Below are 15,181 nucleotides of genomic sequence, written 5' to 3' on the forward strand. Positions count from 1 at the left end.
AAGCACATTTTTTATGCCCGCAAATAAAAATATCCGCATGGTCAAACCTTAAAGACGGCTTAACCATGCGGATTCCCTTTGGTGAACCATCGGGGATTCGAACCCCGGACACCCTGATTAAAAGTCAGGTGCTCTACCGACTGAGCTAATGATTCATATTTTTTGTTGCCCCTTTTGAACCGGCTCTAATAGAATACACCCTTTTATTTATGATGTCAAGGATTATTTTGCATTTTTTAGAGATTCTTTTTAGAAAATGCATTTATTCTGTTTTCTTCTAAGAGGGCATTGACTGTTTTTGTAATCACAGGTAAAATAAAAAAGGAAAAACAGGATAATAGGAGAAAACAATGAGCAGGTGTGAAGAAGAAATAAAGAGCGGTTATAAAGAAGCACTGCTGCAGGCAGGACGGAAAATGCTGCACAGTGGCCTGACGGTGGAAACATGGGGGAACCTCAGCGTACGGGACCCGGAAACAGGGCTTATCTATTTGACACCGTCTGCTATGCCGTATGATACTCTTACAGAAGGAGACATCGTTGTCGTGCGTGTGGACGGCACGATTGTGCAGGGCACACGCAAACCAACAGTAGAAGAGGGAATGCACCGCGATATTTACGGGGCACGGCCGGACGTACAGGCTATTATCCATACACACCCTATGCATTCCATGGTGTTCGCTGTGCTCCATCAGCCGATTCCACCCATTTTGGACGAAGCGGCGCAGACTTTAGGCGGTACGGTATCGGTTGCGCCGTATGCGCTTCCGGGAACGCAGCAGCTGGCTGAAAATGTGCAGAAAGCATTGGGAAAGGAAGGCACAGCCTGCCTGTTAGCAAATCATGGCGCTGTGTGCGTTGGAGCCAACCTGGACCAGGCGTTTAAAGTTTGCACGGTGCTGGAAATGACGGCGCAGGTCTATCAGCAGGCGCTAACCATTGGCCGGCCGTGCAGCATTTCTGCAGAGGATGTGTCTTATATGCGTGATTTCATGCTGTACCATTATGGGCAGAATAAATAAGTTTTTAAATAGCTATATTTTTAAATAGAAGGGGAAAATTATGGCAAAGACTTCAATATCAGCAAGCATTACCGTCAAAGACAACACAGACATTGCCAAAGTAGTTCTTATGCCTGGTGACCCGCTGCGTGCAAAACATGTGGCGGACCATTACTTAGAAAATCCAGTCTGCTTCAATACGATACGCAATATGTTGGGGTACACCGGCACTTACCGCGGCAAAAAGATTTCCGTGATGGGCAGCGGCATGGGTATCCCATCTCTGGGAATTTATGCTACAGAACTATACAACCAGTTTGATGTAGATGCCATCATCCGCATTGGTTCCGCAGGCGGTTTGTCTGATAAGGTAAAAGTTCGTGACGTTGTTATTGCTATGGCCGCATCTACCAACTCGTCTTATGGTGATGCATATGGAATCCCCGGCCAGCTGGCTGCGGCTGCCGATTATGGAATGCTGGCAGATTCTGTTGCAGCCGCGAAAGAACTGAAAGTAAACGCCGTTGTCGGCAATGTTTATTCGTCTGACTTTTTCTATTATCCGCAGTCGGATTTGAATCAGAAACTGCGCGATTTTGGTCACCTTGCGGTTGAAATGGAAGCTGCCGGTTTGTATTGGACTGCTGCGGCTTGCCATAAGAAGGCCCTGAGCATTCTGACCATTTCGGACCACATCTTTACCGGCGAAGCTCTGTCTGCTGAGGAGCGTCAGAATTCTTTCCATGATATGATGAAGGTCGCTTTGGAAACAGCATGGCACGCCATTCCGTAAAGTTAGGATATCATATACATTACATTTAAATAAATAGCATAAAGACGCTTTTGGTTCGGCAGGTTTATCCTGCTTTCCAAAAGCGCCTTTTGTATTTTGACACGCCTGCTGAAGTCTGTTATAATCAGCACATGAATCATCTGTACTGCATATACAAATACTTTCTGAAGAAAATAGGAAGCACAGTTTCAGTAAGGGGAAAGCATTTTGACATATGACTATATTCAAATAGACAAAAAGAACGGACAGCCGCTGTATCAGCAACTGTATGAACAGCTGCGCACAGCCGCCCAGCGTGGCAGTCTGCGCCCCGGACAGAAGCTGCCCAGTATCCGCCGCCTAAGTGAGGACCTCGGCCTTTCCCGCACAACGATTGAAAGCGCATATCAGCAGCTTTGTGTAGAAGGCTACATTGAAGCACGCCCGCAGCGCGGTTATTTTGTCCTGACTGGAGGAGGCCGCCGAGGGGCTCGGCCAGCAGCCGTAACGTGCCCGCCACGTCATCTTCCACGCTATAACTTCGGCACAGATTCTGTAGACAGCTCCTGTGCAGATATGAAAATTTGGCGCCGCCATATTCGGGAGGTGCTTAACCGCCCGCAGGCACTGGTCAGCTATGGTGAACCCCAGGGAGAATTGCCGCTGCGGGAAGCGCTGTGTGCCTACAGCTACGGTGCCCGCGGCGTTGTCTGTTCTCCGGAACAGGTTGTTATCGGTGCCGGTTCACAGCCGCTTTTGTATTTGCTTTGTGGGCTGCTGCAGGGAAGTGTCGGGGCGGTTGCGCTGGAGGAACCCGGCTTTCCACAGGCGGAACAGGTTTTTGCCGACTGCGGCATGGATGTTGTTCATTTGCCCGGTGATAAAAGCGGCATGGAACCGGAGGCCCTTCGACAGAGCGGTGCCAAAATTGCATATGTTTCTCCTTCCAGCCGGCAGGGCTGCGGCAATCCTATTCCGCTGCTGCGGCGGCAGGAACTGCTGCAGTGGGCAGCACAGCGGGGCGGTCTGCTCATTGAGGACGACTATAACGGAGAGCTGCGCTACCGTGCGCGTCCTATTCCGTCCATGCAGGGCATGGCGGCGGACGGCCGTGTCATTTATTTCGGCTCCTTTTCAAAATTGCTGCTGCCAAGTGTACGGGTAGGGTATATGGTGCTGCCGCCGCGGCTGCTGCCCTTGTATCTTGCACGTGCGTCCCATTATAATCAGACAGCCTCTAAAGTGGAGCAGTTGGCATTGGCTGATTATGTGAAAAGCGGTCAGTTGGAACGCCAGTTGCGTCGGCTGCGCAAAGTATATGCCCAAAAAAGCAGTCAGCTTCTCCGCTGTCTGCATCAGGCTTTTGGTGCGCGTGCTCAGCTGCACCTGCAGGAAACACCGCTTTGCGTCACGCTGCATCTGCAGGACGCACCTTCCCCGGCACGTCTGGCGGAACTAGCAGCGGCCCATGATGTGCGTGTGTGTCCCGGGCCGGAGAATCAGGTGACGCTTGGATTTGCTGGAATTCCGCTGGAACAGATTGCTCCCGGTGTTCTTGCCTTGCGGAATGCATGGAAAATCGTATAATCTTGCAATTTGTGTTGAATCATTCTGCAATAGATGATATACTTTAATACTATAAAGCACTGCAGATGCTCCTTTCCTGCGGCAGACATCTGCAAAATCTGCTTGTATTTGTTAGACTAGGGGGAATCTAGGAATGATCTGTAAGAACCAGTACCGCACAAAATCCTGCGGAGAAATCAGCGAAGCTGACATCGGCACAGTTGTCCGTGTAGCAGGCTGGGTCGAAAATATCCGTGACCACGGTGGGGTCCAGTTCCTTGATCTGCGGGACCAGTACGGCGTTGTCCAGATTGTTGTACACGATGAGGCAATGCTCAGAGATGTCAATAAAGAATGCACACTGACGGTTTCCGGTGAAGTGATTCTGCGAGATGAAGACACTGTTAACCCGAAAATTGCCACCGGCACTGTGGAAGTAAAGGCAGCTTCCCTGCAGGTGCTGGGCAAATGCCGTGCTGTACTGCCGTTTGATGTTGTTACCAGCCGGGAAACAAAAGAAGATGTCCGGTTGAAGTACCGCTATCTCGACCTGCGAAACCCCCAAGTCCATAATAATATCGTCCTGCGCAGTCATGTCATTTCTTATCTGCGCCAGAAAATGACTGACCTCGGCTTTTTGGAGATTCAGACGCCTATTTTAAGCACTTCCTCACCAGAGGGTGCGCGCGATTATCTGATTCCAAGCCGCAAACACAAGGGCCGTTTCTATGCGCTGCCGCAGGCACCGCAGATTTTCAAGCAGCTGCTTATGGTCTCCGGATTTGATCGCTATTTTCAGGTGGCGCCCTGCTTCCGTGATGAGGATGCCCGCGCTGACCGGTCACCCGGCGAGTTCTATCAGCTGGACTTTGAAATGGCCTTTGCCACCCAAGAGGACGTTTTTACCATTGCCGAGCAGGTGATTGGCGATACGTTTCGGAAATTTGGCGGAGGAAAAGCAGTTTCACCTGCACCGTTCCGCCGCATTCCCTATGCGGAAAGTATGCTGAAGTATGGCACCGATAAACCGGACCTGCGCAACCCGCTGGAAATTATTGATTTGTCGGACCTGTTTACGGAAACAACCTTTAAACCATTCCGCAAAAAATGTGTACGCGCTATTGTTGTGCCGGATTGTGTCAAGCAGCCACGCTCTTTCTTTGCGGCGATGCTTTCTTTTTCAGAATCGATTGGCATGAAGGGATTGGGCTACATTGAGGCGCTGGACGACGGCACCTACAAAGGACCCATTGATAAGTATCTGACCGAAGAGCAGCGCGCTGAAATGCTCCGCCGCAGCGGACTCGATAAAGGCGGCGTTATCTTCTTTATTGCGGACGATAAAGCCAATGCACCGCAGATGGCAGGGCAGATTCGTACGGAGCTTGGCCACCGTTTGGGCCTGATTGATGAAAGTCGTTTTGAACTTTGCTTCATTGTCGACTTCCCAATGTACGAAATCGACGAGGAAACAGGCAAATATATCTTTACGCACAACCCATTCTCCATGCCGCAGGGCGGAATGGACGCACTGCTTCACAAAGCACCGGAAGAAGTACTGGCTTATCAGTATGATATTGTCTGCGACGGCGTGGAACTTTCTTCCGGCGCTGTGCGCAACCACGATATTGAAATTATGAAAAAAGCCTTTGAAATTGCCGGTTATACTGAGCAGGACCTGCAGACAAAGTTCACTTCACTGTACAACGCCTTCCAGTACGGCGCACCGCCGCATGCTGGCATGGCACCCGGCATTGACCGCATGGTTATGCTGCTGACTGGCGAAGAAAACATCCGTGAAGTGATTGCGTTCCCTATGAACTCCAACGCACAGGATATGATGATGGGTTCACCTGGAAAGGTAACAGAACAGCAGCTGCGAGAAGTCCACATCAAGCTCAGGTAAGGAGGGATCAGCGTGGTTACCCATGAGGATGTTTTAAAAATTGCAAAGCTGGCAAAGCTGGAGGTCGCTCCGGAAGAGCTGGACGGCCTGACAAAAGATATGAATGAAATCATTTCCTTTGCTGACACCATTGCTTCCGTCAGCGTGGAAGAAGAAGCGTACGCTGACCAGAACGGACTGGAAAATGTCCTGCGGGAAGACGAAGTAAAGTCCGGCCTTACCTGCGATGAAGTTTTGGCCAATGCACCGGACACAGACGGCAGCAGCTTTGTTGTTCGGCCGCACGCGTAAGGAGGGCCTATGCAGTCATTCAGTACGATTCATAAAATACAGGATTTATATCGAAAAAGGGAGTGCTCCTGCACAGAGCTTACCCGCCGCTATCTGCAGACGGTCCAGCGTGAAAATGACGACTTGCGGGCCTATACCTGCGTGACGGAAAAGACTGCCTTGGCGGCCGCCGAAAAGGTGGACCGGAAACTGGCAGCCGGTGAGCCGCTCGGTCCAGTAGAGGGCGTTCCTATGACGCTGAAAGCCAACATCAGCACCCGTGGCATTGATACAGACTGTTGTTCCCGCATCCTTTCCGGCTACCGTCCGGTGTATGATGCCGCTGTTTGGCAGATTTTGCAGCAGCAGGGGGCAGTACTTCTCGGTAAGAGCAATATGGATGAGTTCGCCATGGGCTCCAGCTGTGAAACCAGCTGCTACGGCGGTGCACGCAATCCGCACAACACAGGCTGTGTGGCAGGCGGTTCTTCCGGTGGCGCTGCCAGCGCAGTTTCCGCCGGTTTGGCGGCGTACGGCATTGGCAGCGATACCGGCGGTTCTATCCGTCAGCCGGCTTCCTTCTGCGGCATTGTCGGGCTGAAGCCTACCTACGGTGCGGTGTCCCGTTATGGCCTGATTGCGTATGCCAGCTCCTTTGACCAGATTGGCCCGCTGGCAAACTGTGCCGAAGATGCGGCTATCTTATTTGATGTGCTGTCCCAAAAGGACCCGTGCGACAGCACTTGTACCGGCGCGCGCTGTGCGGCGGTTCCGGCTTTGCAGCAGAGCCTAAAGGGCAAACGGGTTGGCTTGGCGGCCGAATATTTTGACGGCCTGCAGCCAGATGTGCAGGTGGCACTGGAGCAGGCACAAAAAGTGTATCAGGGCCTTGGCGCCGAGCTGGTGCCGCTATCAATTCCGGAAATCAAATATGCGCTGCCGGTCTATTATATTCTTGCCTGTGCGGAAGCCTCCTCCAACCTCGGCCGCTATGACGGCATTCGTTATGGCATAAAGGCAGAACACTACACTGGTGTGAATGATATGATTGCCAAGACACGCAGTGCCGGCTTCGGCAAAGAAGTGAAGCGCCGTATTCTGTTGGGCACCTATGTGCTGAGTGCTGGCTATTATGATGCTTATTATAAGAAAGCGCAGATGCTGCGCCGAAAAATCCGTCATGCGTTTGAGTCGGTTTTCCAGCAGTGTGATTTCCTGTTGGCACCGACAGTACCGCGTACGGCATTTCCGTTCGGTTTCACTGCACAGGACGCGGTGGAAACCTATCAGACGGATATCTGCACAGTGCCGGTCAATATTGTCGGCCTGCCGGCAGTCAGTGTGCCGTGTGGCTTTGACGGGCAGGGAATGCCGGTCGGCATGCAGCTTATTGGTGGTGCTGGACATGAAGATATTATTCTCAACGCGGCCCATCAGTATGAACTGGCTGCCCGCGCGGACACTTTTCGTAGTGTGTCCCGCCTGCAGGAAAAGTGATATTTTCACCAGAAAAGCTCGACTTTTTTAGGGCGCCGCAGGAATGCGGTGCCCTTTTGTGCCTTATCTGTCATACAGTTTGTTGATTCCCATCGGAATTTGTTTTATAATAATATATAAAGTAAAGATTTTGTTATATCAGAGAAAGAGGAGGATCTTTTTGGCTGCGGACTTACACTGTCATACGAAAATGTCAGATGGCACATTGTGCATTGACGAACTGGTGGATTTGGCGAAAAAGCGGGGGCTCAGCACCATTGCAGTTACCGACCAGGACACCTTTGCTGGAACCGGACGGGCGGTTATGTACGGGAAACGCAAGGGCGTAGAGGTGATTCCGGGTGCGGAATTTTCCACTACGGACGGCAAAACGGGCAGGCAGGTACATATTCTTTGTTACTGCTGCCCACATCCAGCACGGCTGGCGGGCCTATGCAAACGGATTGCAGAAATGCGGCGGCACGCCGCACTCTTAATGCTGCAGAAGGTCCTGCACCTGTATCCCATGCCGGTGGAAATGATTACCCGCCGTGCACAGGGCAGCACCAATATCTTTCCGCAGCATGTGATGCATGCGCTGCTGGATGCCGGTTATACGGACGAACTGTTTGGCGATTTGTACCGTCAGCTATTTGCCCCAAAGACCGGTCTGGCCTACATTCCGGTCAGCTATCCGGAAACCCATGAGGTTATTCAGCAAATTCATGGTGCCGGTGGTTTGGCCGTGATGGCACATCCGGGGCAGTTTGACAGCTATGATATCTTCTTGGAGATGTCGGCTTCCCATGAACTGGACGGTGTGGAGGTGTGCCATCCGCTAAACAGCGAAGAGGACCGCAAAGGTTTGCGGGCTATGGCTAAACAGTATGGCCTGCTGATGACCGGCGGCTCAGACTTCCGCGGCATGTATGCGGAACATCATTATCCGCTCGGCACTTATACAACGGATGATACCGAAGTTTGCCGGCTGAGAAGCATGGCAGAAAGTGCCTGAGTGTCAACGCTTTGGAGGGACCAACTGTGGATTATGTATACAAGACAAAGGGAACGTGCTCCAGAGAAATCCGTTTGCAGCTGGATGGTGATATTATCCGCGATGTGCAGGTTATCGGCGGCTGTAACGGTAACTTAAAGGGCATTGCGGCGCTGGTCAAGGGAATGAAGGCGGAGGACGTCATCCGCCGCTGCAGTGGTATCCACTGTGGGTTAAAACCTACTTCCTGCCCAGACCAGCTGGCAAAGGCATTGACTGAAGCGCTGCAAAAGCAGCAGCACTGAATCTTCAAACAAAGAAGAGGGCTGTGGGAGATTTCCCACAGCCCTCTTCTGATTACCGGACTATTTGGAAAAAGGGTTTATTAGCAGCAGTTATTGTTGCAGCCACAGTTGTCGCCACAGCCGCCACTACCACCGGAACCACAGCCGCCACCGGAGCCCCAGCCGCCGCAGCAGAACAGCAGAAGAATGATGATCAGAACAATACAGGAACAGTTGTTAGAATTGTTGCTACAGTTACACATATTGAATTGCCTCCTTATTTGTTGTTACAATCCAGTATATTGCACTGCTGTGGTTTGTGTGAAAGCTTTTACGCGGGTCCTTTTTCCTGACTGTGGCCTCTATCTGTGGTATAATAAAAACAGAGACAAATTCATCAGACCTGTGCGTCTGCAAAGGAGAGAAAGCTATGATCTGCCAGTCCTGCGGGGAAAATCCCGCAACAACAAAAGTGAAGACGATTGTAAACGGCAGGCTTACGGAATATGCCCTATGTGCGGCGTGTGCCCGCCGGTTGGGGTATGTTACCCTCCTCAGCGGCCTTGACCGCGGCTTTGGCAGCATCCTCAGCGACTTTTTGTGGGATGAGGATACTAACGAACCGAGTGAAGAGCGCTGCCCATGGTGCGGTGCTGCCTTCGAGGATATTGCCCGCACGGGTAAAGTGGGCTGTGCGCATTGCTATGAAGCGTTTGAGGACCGGCTGCTGCCGATTATCCAGCGTCTGTATGGCAGTGATATTCACTGCGGGAAAATGCCGGGTGAAAATCTGCCGCAGCCACAGCCGCAAAGCCAGATGGTCGAAATGCAGGAGGTTCTGCGGCAGGCTGTGGAGCAGGAGAAAAAAGAATGCCAGACACGGCAGCTGCAGGAAAGCCTGCGCCGTTTGGGGGGAGGAACAGATAAATGAACCATAAATGGTATGAAAATGCCGGACCAGACAACGATGTGGTGCTGGCAGCCAAGGTCTGTTTGGTACGCAACATGGCAGACCTGCCGTTCCCCTCGCGTATGTCCCGTTCAGATATGGAGCGCAGCCGCCTGCGTATGGAAACTGCCTTGTCACGTCTGCACCCCGCGGCACAGCATACTTTTCTGTGCGCAGATATGGAGGAATGTGATGAAAGCACAGCCGTTTCGTTCGTTGAGCGGCAGCTGTGTACACCGGATTTTATCGCCAATCCGGTTGGCCATGTTTTGTTTTATACGGCAGATGAGAGCATCAGCATTATGGTAAACGGCAGTGACCATGTGCATACCCAGCTTGTCCTTCCGGGAAGCCAGCTGGGCCAGGCGCTGTCCGGTGCGGACGCGCTTGACACCATGCTGGACCGTTATCTGCGTTTTGCTTTTCACCGTGACATTGGCTATCTGACACAGAACCTAACAGATTTGGGCACCGGAATGATTCCCTCGCTGCTGCTGCACTTGCCAGCCCTGCAGCAGGGCGGCGCAGCGGAGCGTCTTTCCAATGATGTTGCCCAACTGGGCTTTTCTCTGCGGGGAATTGTGGACGGTGCTGTTGAGCCTACCTGTGCGATTTATGAACTGACTAACCGTATTACACTGGGAATCAGCGAAAAGAATGCGGTGCAAAACCTTCTGGCAATCGGTGCACAGCTGGTGGACCGGGAACGCCGTGCGCGTACAGAACTGCTGAAGACAATGGAAGCACAGGACGCTGTTTCCCGTTCGTTTGCGGTGCTGTCCAGCGCGCGTATGCTGGAATTTAGTGAATTCCTAAAACTGTACGCCAATGTGCGGATGGGACTGTGCGCGGGCCTGCTGCACGGCCTGCGTCCGGAACAGCTGGACAGCCTGCTTTTCGCCGTTCAGCCCGCTACTATGGCACTGCGTGCGGGAAAGCCGCTGGACCCGCATGGACGTCAGGCACGGCGTGCCCAGCTAGTAAACAGCGCGCTGGCACCTATGCGGCAGCAGTAAAGACCTTTATTCATTTTTTTCAGTGAATACTGTTTCAATAACGCGGCTGCACGTCGGTGGCGAGTACAGAAAGCGGTCCATGTGGCTGTCGGTGAAGTAATAATGCGGCGGCTTTGGCTTTTGTGTATTTTCAAACGTATCAATGATGACCAGCTTTACTTTCATGCGTGCGGGAAGAATGCTTTTAATGTACACGCTTGCCTGTTGGCTGCTGCTTACATTTTCACGGCATTCAGCCAATCCCGCAAGGTTTGGGGCAAGTTCCACAAAAATGCCGTATGGCTCTACACTGCGTATGATTCCACCGACGGTTTCACCGCTATGAAAGTGTGCTGCGTTTTCCTCCCATGTACCCAGCAGTTCCCGCTGTGTCAGCGTGACACGTCTGCCCTCGATACTGCGCACAACCGCACGAATATCCATACCGGTAGAAAAACGTTCCCGCGGGTGGTCAATACGTGAAACGCTGATGGTATCTATTGGCATAAGCGCCACTACGCCGCAGCCGATGTCCGCAAAAGCACCGAAAGATTCCAGATGTGTTACACGTGCGTCCAGTACATCACCCGGGACAAGGTGGGAAAGATAATTCTGCCAGCAGGCTTCCTGTGCGGCGCGGCGAGAGAGCAGCGCTGTGCTGTTGCTGCCCTCACCAGAAAAACCGGTGACGGTAAAACACACCGGCCGATTTACTCGTGAAAGCAGCGCAATATCCCTTACGGTGCCCTCCCGAATGCCGAGGGCGCCCTCCTCACGAGGAATCATTCCCTGCATACAGCCCAAGTCCACCATCAGGTTGTGCCTGCTGTCACACAGTACAGCGCGTCCCTCCAGTATCTGCCCGGTCTGCTTTGCCCGTTCCAGTGCTGCCGGACTGTGCAGCGCTGCACGATTTTCCACTCGGTTTATCCGCCAGCCCTCGGGTTCATATCCAAACATTAGACTACCTCCTTTTTTGCTGCTGTCTTTTACTTATATGCGGCAGAAAGTCCGCGAATTCCAGCGGACAGGGCTTGCTTTTTTTCGGATAATTTTGTATAATGGATTTCATTGCAGGACAGCGGCCAATATAGTCGCCTTTCTGACGATATAGGAAAGAGAAGATGATAGATTTCATGCAGATAAAAAAGCGTTTTGCCTGCGGCATAATGGCGCTGCTGTTTGCACTTTCTGCGGCGGGCTGCGGCAGTTCAGCATCCTCGGATGCGGCTTCCTCACAGGCATTGTCCAGCCAAAGCACTTCTTCCGGCATCAGTGCTGTGCAGCCAAATGATGGCAAGCAGCTGGGTTACCAACTGGAAAAACCAACGGCAGGGGAGAAAGTAGCCGTTTTGCAGACTTCCATGGGGACGATCCGCCTGCGCTTATTCCCGCAGGCAGCACCTAAGACCGTACAAAATTTTGAGGGTCTCATTCAAAAGGGGTACTACAATGGCTTGACCTTTCACCGTGTGATAAAAGATTTTATGGTTCAGACCGGTGATCCCAAAGGGGACGGCACCGGCGGCAAAAGCGTATGGGGCGGTACGTTTGAAGATGAGTTTAATGCCAACTTAGTCAACCTGCGCGGCTCAGTTGCCATGGCGAACGGCGGATACAACACAAATGGCAGCCAGTTTTTCATTAACCAGGCCGGACCAGTCAACGAAAGCACATGGCAGCAGGCGGCTTCTGTATACCAGCAGCTGCAGTCTTATGACAAGAGCCAGTGGCCGCAAATTGCCCAGACACAGTACACTATTTTGAATACAAATAAGCTGACAAGCGCCTACAAGGCACTGTATCAGAAGCAGGGTGGAAACCCAAATTTGGATGGTGCCTACAACGCCTTTACGCCGCCGCGCGGCCATTCCGTTTTTGCGCAGGTGTATGACGGTATGGATGTGGTAGACAAGATTGCCGCTGCTCCAGTGGACAGCAGCGATAAACCGACAACCGCGATTAAAATCATCAAAGCTTCGCTAGAAGCCTATCAATAAATCAATTCAGCCGGAATGAATTTTTCATAAAATCCGGTTATTCTGATAAACTAACAGTACAAATGGAAAGGACGGTAAGAATAATGGCAGATGTCATTCATGCAGATGAGGCTTCCTTTGACAAAACCCTGAAAGAGAATAAAGTGGTTCTGTGCGATTTCTGGGCTACATGGTGTGGTCCGTGCCGGATGCTGGCCCCTACGATTGAGCAGCTGGCCCAAGAGTACAGCGGCCGCGTCACCGTAATGAAAGTGGATGTTGACCAGAATCAGAAACTGGCCGAAAAGTACAACATCATGAGTATTCCAACCGTATATGTTTTTCGGGATGGTGCACCTGCGGACAGCCGTGTCGGTGCGTTCCCCATTGACGATTACCGCAAAATGCTGGACGCTGTTTTGTAAGAAAACCGCAGCGACGCGGCCGGGAGATTTTCCCGGCTGCGCCTTTTTTGTGCAGCGGGCAGGCTTGTTCCTTTTTTACCTTGACAAGCGGGCCCGCATAGCGATATAATTTATAAGTTATTGTTTTTTATCGAATCCTGGCGAAAGCGCAAATCAATACGGATGGAGGACATTATGGGAGCAAAGTATATTTTTGTCACAGGTGGCGTCGTTTCGGGACTGGGCAAAGGAATCACGGCGGCCTCTCTGGGCCGTCTGCTAAAGGCACGCGGCCTGCGTGTGACCATGCAGAAGTTTGACCCGTACCTAAATGTGGACCCTGGCACAATGAATCCTTTTCAGCACGGCGAGGTCTTTGTAACAGATGACGGAGCGGAAACAGACCTTGACCTCGGCCATTATGAGCGCTTTATTGACGAAAGCCTCACACAGAACAGCAATGTTACCTCTGGACGTGTTTACTACAATGTCATTCAGAAAGAGCGCAATGGCGACTACGGCGGCGGCACCGTACAGGTCATTCCGCATATTACCAATGAGATTAAGGAGCGCATTGCGGCCAGCCGCGACAATGTAGATGTAGCGATTGTAGAAATCGGCGGTACTGTCGGCGATATTGAAAGCCAGCCGTTTCTGGAGGCTATTCGGCAGTTTGCAACGGAAGTCGGCCGTGAAAACTGCTTGTTTATCCATGTAACACTGGTTCCGTATCTGAACTGTTCCCATGAGCATAAATCCAAACCAACACAGCACAGCGTTAAGGAACTTTTGTCTATCGGCATTCAGCCTGACGTTATCGTCCTGCGTTCCGAGCACCCCATTGGCGATGATATTAAACAGAAGATTGCTTTGTTCTGCAATGTCCGTGAGGACTGTGTTATTGAAAATTTGGATTTGCCACTGCTGTACGAAGTACCGCTGGCATTGCATGAAGAGAAACTTGACGATATCGTCTGCCGCCGCCTGTCGCTGGACACCCGCGGCCCAGACCTTTCGGATTGGATTAGCATGGTGCATACAGCACTTTCCCTGACGGACAGCATTAACATTGCGCTGGTCGGCAAGTATGTGGAACTGCGTGATGCTTATTTAAGCGTTGCAGAAGCGCTGACACACGGCGGAATTGGCAACAAGGTCAAGGTGAATATCCTCTGGATTGACTCCGAAAAAATTACTGAGGACAATGTAGCGCAGACGCTGAAAGATGCAGACGGCGTGCTGGTGCCGGGTGGATTTGGCGAGCGCGGTATCGAGGGTATGATTGTTGCTATTCGCTGGGCACGTGAAAACAATGTGCCGTTCCTTGGCATCTGCCTGGGTATGCAGTTGAGTATTGTGGAATATGCCCGTGATGTTATGGGCATTGCCGACGCAAATTCTGCCGAGTTTGACCCGCAGAGCCAGAACCATGTTATTGACCTGATGCCGGAGCAGAAAGATGTGGAACAGCTTGGCGGTACCATGCGTCTTGGCAAATATCCCTGCAAGCTGACACCCAGTACACTGGCTGCGAAGCTGTATGACAATGTGCCGCTGATTTACGAACGTCACCGTCACCGCTTTGAGGTCAACAACGATTACCGTACCCGTATGGAAGAAGCAGGCATTACATTCTGCGGAAAGAGTCCGGACGACCGTATTGTGGAAATGATGGAGATTGATTCGCATCCATTTTTCATCGGCAGCCAGTTCCATCCGGAGTTCAAGTCCCGCCCAAACCGCCCGCATCCGCTCTTTAAGGGCTTGGTAGCTGCGGCGAAGGAATATCATCATACTAACAACCATAAGGACGCATAAACGTTTATACAACTACATTTTATACAGAACGGCCGGTACAGAAGAATTTTCCTCTGTACCGGCCGTTTCCTTATGCTTTATTTTTGTTATTTTTCGTGCTTTAGCAATGCTACGGGCTTTTTCGCTTTGTCATGATGGCTGATTTCATAGCACAGTGTCAGCAGACTGTCGTTCAGGTGAACATTTTCCACCACAGCATCCGGATATTTCATGGAAATATCGTAGTGACTGAAATTCCAGTAATTGCGAATTCCCAGACCGTACAGAAAGCTGACGGTTTCCTCTATGGCAGAACGGGGAATACACAGTGCGGCCATTTCCGGCACATACTTCTTGTAGAAATCCTGGAACCAAACAAGGTCCATTACTTCTATGCCGTGAAGTACAGTGCCTATTTTCTGCGGGTCATTATCAAAGATACCAATCAACTGAAATCCGAGTTCTCCAAAGTCCATCTGGGCAGCAATGGCGTGCCCGATATTGCCGGCACCGAAAATCACTGTACGGTAGCGATGTTCTACCCCCAGAATGTGGCCTATCTCTCCGGCGAGCTGGTGCACCATATAGCCATAGCCCTGCTGTCCAAAGCCACCGAAGCAGTTCAGGTCCTGACGAATCTGTGAGGCGGTCAAACCGAGCCGAGCGGATAGCTCTGTTGAAGAAATACGAGTTACGCCGTCCTGGTCCAACTGGTTCAAAAAGCGATAATACCGCGGGAGACGTCGGATAACAGACATAGAAATTTTAGAACGCTTTGGCATATTGCA

16 protein-coding genes and 1 tRNA gene are annotated in these 15,181 nt (G+C 51.5%); 13 read left to right on the top strand and 4 right to left on the bottom strand.

What is annotated here, in order from left to right; genetic code table 11:
- Nucleotides 1–79: 79 nt before the first annotated feature.
- Nucleotides 80–155: transfer RNA gene (locus tag GJQ69_RS04650), tRNA-Lys, on the bottom strand.
- Between the two features lie 195 nt (nucleotides 156–350).
- Between GJQ69_RS04650 and GJQ69_RS04655 the strand changes: the two genes are divergently transcribed.
- The 8 genes from GJQ69_RS04655 (at nucleotide 351) to GJQ69_RS04690 (ending at nucleotide 8,290) form a co-directional block, all read left to right on the top strand.
- Nucleotides 351–1,022 (top strand): class II aldolase/adducin family protein, encoded by a 672-nt coding sequence (locus GJQ69_RS04655; RefSeq protein WP_086035843.1) that lies wholly within the window; start codon nucleotides 351–353, stop codon nucleotides 1,020–1,022.
- Nucleotides 1,023–1,062: 40 nt separating this feature from the next.
- Nucleotides 1,063–1,794, top strand: a complete 732-nt coding sequence (deoD, locus tag GJQ69_RS04660; RefSeq protein ID WP_086035842.1) for a purine-nucleoside phosphorylase — start codon at nucleotides 1,063–1,065, stop codon at nucleotides 1,792–1,794.
- Between the two features lie 207 nt (nucleotides 1,795–2,001).
- Nucleotides 2,002–3,360 carry a MocR-like pyridoxine biosynthesis transcription factor PdxR gene (gene pdxR / locus GJQ69_RS04665; RefSeq protein ID WP_157658938.1) on the top strand — a complete coding sequence of 453 codons (1,359 nt, stop codon included), beginning with the start codon at nucleotides 2,002–2,004 and terminating at the stop codon, nucleotides 3,358–3,360.
- A 133-nt stretch (nucleotides 3,361–3,493) separates the two neighbouring features.
- On the top strand, nucleotides 3,494–5,245 hold the full coding sequence (gene aspS, locus GJQ69_RS04670; protein ID WP_086035840.1) for an aspartate--tRNA ligase: 1,752 nt from the start codon (nucleotides 3,494–3,496) through the stop codon (nucleotides 5,243–5,245).
- 12 nt (nucleotides 5,246–5,257) lie between these two features.
- Nucleotides 5,258–5,536 carry an Asp-tRNA(Asn)/Glu-tRNA(Gln) amidotransferase subunit GatC gene (gatC, locus tag GJQ69_RS04675; protein WP_086035839.1) on the top strand — a complete coding sequence of 93 codons (279 nt, stop codon included), beginning with the start codon at nucleotides 5,258–5,260 and terminating at the stop codon, nucleotides 5,534–5,536.
- 9 nt (nucleotides 5,537–5,545) lie between these two features.
- Nucleotides 5,546–7,012, top strand: coding sequence for an Asp-tRNA(Asn)/Glu-tRNA(Gln) amidotransferase subunit GatA (gene gatA / locus GJQ69_RS04680; RefSeq protein ID WP_086035838.1), 1,467 nt, complete (start codon nucleotides 5,546–5,548; stop codon nucleotides 7,010–7,012).
- 160 nt (nucleotides 7,013–7,172) lie between these two features.
- Nucleotides 7,173–8,006, top strand: coding sequence for a PHP domain-containing protein (locus tag GJQ69_RS04685; RefSeq protein WP_174193104.1), 834 nt, complete (start codon nucleotides 7,173–7,175; stop codon nucleotides 8,004–8,006).
- 26 nt (nucleotides 8,007–8,032) lie between these two features.
- Complete coding sequence (locus tag GJQ69_RS04690; RefSeq protein ID WP_086035836.1) at nucleotides 8,033–8,290, top strand: TIGR03905 family TSCPD domain-containing protein; 258 nt, start codon at nucleotides 8,033–8,035, stop codon at nucleotides 8,288–8,290.
- An 80-nt stretch (nucleotides 8,291–8,370) separates the two neighbouring features.
- Here the strand turns inward: GJQ69_RS04690 and GJQ69_RS04695 are convergent, their stop codons facing one another.
- Nucleotides 8,371–8,532 carry a hypothetical protein gene (locus GJQ69_RS04695; RefSeq protein WP_174193106.1) on the bottom strand — a complete coding sequence of 54 codons (162 nt, stop codon included), beginning with the start codon at nucleotides 8,530–8,532 and terminating at the stop codon, nucleotides 8,371–8,373.
- Nucleotides 8,533–8,699: 167 nt separating this feature from the next.
- On the opposite strand from GJQ69_RS04695, the gene GJQ69_RS04700 reads away from it, so the two are divergent.
- Both GJQ69_RS04700 and GJQ69_RS04705 read left to right on the top strand, forming a co-directional pair.
- The gene (locus tag GJQ69_RS04700) at nucleotides 8,700–9,200 is read left to right on the top strand and encodes a hypothetical protein (RefSeq protein ID WP_086035835.1); all 501 of its coding nucleotides are present in this window, start codon (nucleotides 8,700–8,702) and stop codon (nucleotides 9,198–9,200) included.
- Nucleotides 9,197–10,234, top strand: a complete 1,038-nt coding sequence (locus GJQ69_RS04705) for a hypothetical protein (protein ID WP_086035834.1) — start codon at nucleotides 9,197–9,199, stop codon at nucleotides 10,232–10,234. Before GJQ69_RS04700 ends, GJQ69_RS04705 begins: the two co-directional genes overlap by 4 nt.
- A 6-nt stretch (nucleotides 10,235–10,240) precedes the next feature.
- Here the strand turns inward: GJQ69_RS04705 and GJQ69_RS04710 are convergent, their stop codons facing one another.
- Entirely contained in the window at nucleotides 10,241–11,173 is a 933-nt protein-coding gene (locus tag GJQ69_RS04710) for a S1 RNA-binding domain-containing protein (protein ID WP_086035833.1), read from the bottom strand.
- A gap of 164 nt (nucleotides 11,174–11,337) precedes the next feature.
- Here GJQ69_RS04710 and GJQ69_RS04715 point away from each other — a divergent pair, with 164 nt between their 5' ends.
- The 3 genes from GJQ69_RS04715 (at nucleotide 11,338) to GJQ69_RS04725 (ending at nucleotide 14,414) form a co-directional block, all read left to right on the top strand.
- On the top strand, nucleotides 11,338–12,213 hold the full coding sequence (locus GJQ69_RS04715; protein WP_236849739.1) for a peptidylprolyl isomerase: 876 nt from the start codon (nucleotides 11,338–11,340) through the stop codon (nucleotides 12,211–12,213).
- Between the two features lie 26 nt (nucleotides 12,214–12,239).
- Nucleotides 12,240–12,617: a thioredoxin gene (trxA, locus tag GJQ69_RS04720; RefSeq protein ID WP_476695781.1), complete on the top strand. Its 378-nt coding sequence runs from the start codon at nucleotides 12,240–12,242 to the stop codon at nucleotides 12,615–12,617.
- 174 nt (nucleotides 12,618–12,791) lie between these two features.
- Nucleotides 12,792–14,414 (top strand): CTP synthase, encoded by a 1,623-nt coding sequence (locus GJQ69_RS04725; RefSeq protein WP_086035831.1) that lies wholly within the window; start codon nucleotides 12,792–12,794, stop codon nucleotides 14,412–14,414.
- An 86-nt stretch (nucleotides 14,415–14,500) separates the two neighbouring features.
- Here GJQ69_RS04725 and GJQ69_RS04730 read toward each other — a convergent pair whose 3' ends face one another.
- A complete protein-coding gene (locus tag GJQ69_RS04730; RefSeq protein WP_086035830.1) occupies nucleotides 14,501–15,175 on the bottom strand; it encodes a redox-sensing transcriptional repressor Rex in 675 nt (224 codons plus the stop codon).
- Between the last annotated feature and the right edge of the window lie 6 nt (nucleotides 15,176–15,181).

Source organism: Caproicibacterium lactatifermentans (assembly GCF_013315815.1).
GTDB classification, from domain to species: domain Bacteria; phylum Bacillota; class Clostridia; order Oscillospirales; family Acutalibacteraceae; genus Caproicibacterium; species Caproicibacterium lactatifermentans.

Excerpts from the sequence above, each read along its gene's own strand:
- GJQ69_RS04655 (WP_086035843.1), top strand. The coding sequence starts at position 351 with ATGAGCAGGTGTGAAGAAGAAATAAAGAGCGGTTATAAAGAAGCACTG.
- deoD (WP_086035842.1), top strand. The coding sequence starts at position 1,063 with ATGGCAAAGACTTCAATATCAGCAAGCATTACCGTCAAAGACAACACA.
- aspS (WP_086035840.1), top strand. The coding sequence starts at position 3,494 with ATGATCTGTAAGAACCAGTACCGCACAAAATCCTGCGGAGAAATCAGC.
- gatA (WP_086035838.1), top strand. The coding sequence starts at position 5,546 with ATGCAGTCATTCAGTACGATTCATAAAATACAGGATTTATATCGAAAA.
- GJQ69_RS04695 (WP_174193106.1), bottom strand. The coding sequence starts at position 8,532 with ATGTGTAACTGTAGCAACAATTCTAACAACTGTTCCTGTATTGTTCTG.
- GJQ69_RS04700 (WP_086035835.1), top strand. The coding sequence starts at position 8,700 with ATGATCTGCCAGTCCTGCGGGGAAAATCCCGCAACAACAAAAGTGAAG.
- GJQ69_RS04705 (WP_086035834.1), top strand. The coding sequence starts at position 9,197 with ATGAACCATAAATGGTATGAAAATGCCGGACCAGACAACGATGTGGTG.
- GJQ69_RS04710 (WP_086035833.1), bottom strand. The coding sequence starts at position 11,173 with ATGTTTGGATATGAACCCGAGGGCTGGCGGATAAACCGAGTGGAAAAT.
- GJQ69_RS04715 (WP_236849739.1), top strand. The coding sequence starts at position 11,338 with ATGATAGATTTCATGCAGATAAAAAAGCGTTTTGCCTGCGGCATAATG.
- GJQ69_RS04725 (WP_086035831.1), top strand. The coding sequence starts at position 12,792 with ATGGGAGCAAAGTATATTTTTGTCACAGGTGGCGTCGTTTCGGGACTG.
- GJQ69_RS04730 (WP_086035830.1), bottom strand. The coding sequence starts at position 15,175 with ATGCCAAAGCGTTCTAAAATTTCTATGTCTGTTATCCGACGTCTCCCG.